This window comes from Thermanaerothrix sp., from assembly GCF_056331585.1.
Window position 1 is genome coordinate 1 of sequence record NZ_JBWGPQ010000071.1, and the last position, 3,195, is coordinate 3,195.

Annotated in this window: 4 protein-coding genes; all 4 read right to left on the reverse strand. The window is 48.3% G+C overall.

Features of this window, described 5'->3' with window-relative positions; translation table 11 throughout:
* The coding region (locus AC01YT_RS13500) for a class I SAM-dependent methyltransferase (RefSeq protein WP_476676262.1) at positions 1 to 655 on the reverse strand (655 nt) is incomplete at its 3' end.
* A complete protein-coding gene (locus tag AC01YT_RS13505; RefSeq protein ID WP_424914155.1) occupies positions 624 to 1,751 on the reverse strand; it encodes a glycosyltransferase family 4 protein in 1,128 nt (375 codons plus the stop codon). The genes AC01YT_RS13505 and AC01YT_RS13500, both read right to left, overlap by 32 nt.
* Before the next feature lie 6 nt (positions 1,752 to 1,757).
* Positions 1,758 to 2,855, reverse strand: a complete 1,098-nt coding sequence (locus AC01YT_RS13510) for a glycosyltransferase family 4 protein (protein ID WP_476676265.1) — start codon at positions 2,853 to 2,855, stop codon at positions 1,758 to 1,760.
* A gap of 40 nt (positions 2,856 to 2,895) precedes the next feature.
* Positions 2,896 to 3,195: hypothetical protein (locus tag AC01YT_RS13515; protein ID WP_476676267.1), on the reverse strand; the 300-nt coding region annotated here is incomplete at its 5' end.

The window sequence follows — 3,195 nt, forward strand, 5'->3', positions numbered from 1 at the left end:
CTCGTGCAAGAGATGCCGGGCTTTGTTCATTCACATGAACCTGACGGTGGTATCGGAACCGATCGCGAGGATCCTTCGGCAAATATACCCCCCGCAGCCGTTCAAAGAAACGATAAATGGGGTAGCCTAATTTATAATACCAAAGATTGGGTGCCGTATGGATAATCAAACGTCCATTGGGCGTTAAAACCCGCCATATATCGGAAAGTGCCTGATCCAATTCCCAAGGATACAAATGCTCAGCCACATCCAGAAACAAAACCAAATCAAATGACTCATCTGGCAAAGGAAGGTAACACGCATTGGCTGCAATAAATGCACAACAACACTTGGACTTCAGATCAGAAGATTGTAAAGCATCCACGGCTAAAAGCAATGCGTCTTTCGAGAAATCTATGCCCCAGGCTTTGACTCCTTGGTGCGCTAACCAAATTAGGGTTTCTCCACGTCCACACCCTACATCTAGCACCCGCATACCCGGTTTAACACGTGCACGCTCTAATGACAACGCAAGGCGCTTAGGAAGAACCTTCCCTTTATGGGCAATGAATTCTTCGTAGCCATCGCATTCGCTAAGAAAGTATTCTTTATTATAAACTGAAGAATCGGCTGGGTGTTGATTATTAATATCTCCCATTTTTTCCCACCGTTTCATACAACTCAACTGTGCGCTTGGCAGTCTGTTCCCACGTAAAATTCTGACTGCGCTCAAGGCCCTTGATGCTCATTTCAGCCAGTTTTTGCTGATCACTCAACAGCATAATAATTGCAGAGGCAACTTCTGCTGGATCCATCGGGTTATCTATCAGGTAGGCCGCATCTCCAACCACTTCTGGCATGCCTCCACTCCGGGCCGCTAGTATCGGAGTGCCACATGCCATGGCTTCCAACAACACCAGTCCAAAACCTTCATTCAGAGAGACCAGTACGAATAGATCGGCAAGGTGGTAGAAGCATGGTAGTTCATCATCTGGAATCGGCCCCAGTATCCATACCCGATCTTCCAGCCCTAAAGCGCTTACTTCTTGTTCCACGCTACGATCACTGGTAGTGTGGTGCGCCCCTCTCACAAGCACTAGTCCGTGTGGCACCTCTCGGGCTACCTGTGCAAATGCCCGAATCAAGGTTTTCACGTTCTTGTGAACCCCAAAGCTCCCAACATACATGATGAATGATTTAGGCAACCCATACTTGGATTGCACTTGCTTGAGCCTCCACGGCCCACAGGGTTGGCGGAATTCTTCATCACATGAGGGGTAGATTGTCACAATCTTATCAGGATCCAAGTGATAAAAGCGTATTAGATCCCGTTTGGTACTTTCCGAGATGGCTATGATCCGCTGCGCATTTCGCAATATAAAAGGCTGCACAAATCGCCAGTAGAAACCATCTAGCCATGGATAAAAATGTCGCAAGATTAGATGGGAAAGGTCGTTGATCGTAATAATAGTGGGGCACGGAGCAGCCACAACCCCCAAATTCTTCATGCAATGAAGTAAGGTCGCACGCTTGCGAGCCAGTAGAAATGGGAAATATAACTGCGCCCAAACGCGGATTGCGAACCGGCTTCGTACGGGAACCACTCTCTGCTCAATGTTTGAGAAACGAGCCAGGCTGTTCTCAAATTGGGACAGATATACTGTGTAATAGTTATCTCTATCATATTCACCCAAAGCATTTATCCAGCCAAGCGCAGAGGTACGTGCGCCACCTAATATGGGTAACCCTAACGCATCAATTACTATCCGCATTTTGGGCTATGCTCCGAGAGTGATGCGCGCTTCAACTTCTTGAAAAAGGTCCAGATACCGTGGTATGATATAACTCCAATCAAATTCCGCTCTGACCCGCTCACGGCGTCTCTCCCGATCCGCTATAGTTTCTCGCCGGTTCAACCACCAGTCAATGGCCTCTACAAATGCTGCCCAATCCTCTGGTTTAACTAAAGTGCCATCCTCTTCGTTGCCAACTGCTTCGCGAATCCCCTCTAAATCAGAAGCCACAACAGGCACGCCAGACGCGCGCGCTTCTACCACCACTATGCCAAATCCTTCCGGGTTGCCAGGTATCGGTACATTAGGCATCACGAAAACATCCGCAAGAGCATAAGCAGCTCTTAGAGCCTGGTCTTCAATCTTCCCCAGCAGTTTTACTTGCTGCGAAAGCCCACGCATAGATATGGCTTGCTCAATCTTCTGCCGTTCAGGGCCATCTCCTGCTATCAAATATACCCAGTCCTGCCGTTGGGCCATCAACAATGGCAATGCTTCCGATACGAAACGAGCCACGCCTTTACGCGGTACCAACCGTCCTGCAGTCAACAGGATTTTTTGTTCAGGAGAATATATTCCCCACGAATTCAACCAAAATCGTCGTTCTACATCCGAGAGCATCACTCTATATTCAGCAACCTCAAGACCAGGAGGAATAACCCTACATTTAGAAGCAAGAATACCACGTTTAACACATTCATCTCGTGTATATAAACTAATACATATTACACAATCCAAAGCACGCAGGAAAGCCGGAATTAACGCTTGATAAACACGACTAGGGTAGGTTATATCCAATCCATGTGCATTGACAACCACTGGAACCCGCCTGATCGCACGAAGAGTAACCCCCAAGGGTGCCAGGAGAGGATCACTCAAATGAATTAATGTTACATTACCCCTCATTAGGAGATACACAGACTGTACAAAAGCCCGAGCGAAGAAAAAGGGCAGCCAGGTCCCCCCTCTCCACGAGATAATTTGTGCTTCATTTTGTTTAGCAATCCTCGTTGTTAATTGGTAGCTCAGTTTTTGCATCCCTCCTATAGAAGGAGGGTACTTACGTGTGATAAAAAGAATCATTGCGATATCAACTCCCTCCAGTTCGAGAGATATAAAACTTTTATTCTTTAAAAGGCAAGAACAACGAAGTTCTTTGTTCCAAGTTCTCAATCTTTAACCCCTGCCCACCTACTATTCTCGCTCTCTTCAACTCCCCATACATCCACACTGCCGCTCCCCGAATCATAGCCGTCTCAGAATATACCACATCCAACCCGGCCACGCTACCCACCCGCTCCCGAACCTCCACTTGCCCCCCATCGTCCAGAGGGATTAGGAGCATCCCCGCAGAGGCGCTACTGCTCCCCAGCCGGAACCGGCGCGGCGCCACCTCCTCCCCGCCGACCAGGTGCCAGACCAG

Bases quoted from the DNA above. Each gene is read 5' to 3' on its own strand.
- AC01YT_RS13510 (WP_476676265.1), bottom strand. From the start codon at position 2,855: ATGATTCTTTTTATCACACGTAAGTACCCTCCTTCTATAGGAGGGATG.
- AC01YT_RS13505 (WP_424914155.1), bottom strand. From the start codon at position 1,751: ATGCGGATAGTAATTGATGCGTTAGGGTTACCCATATTAGGTGGCGCA.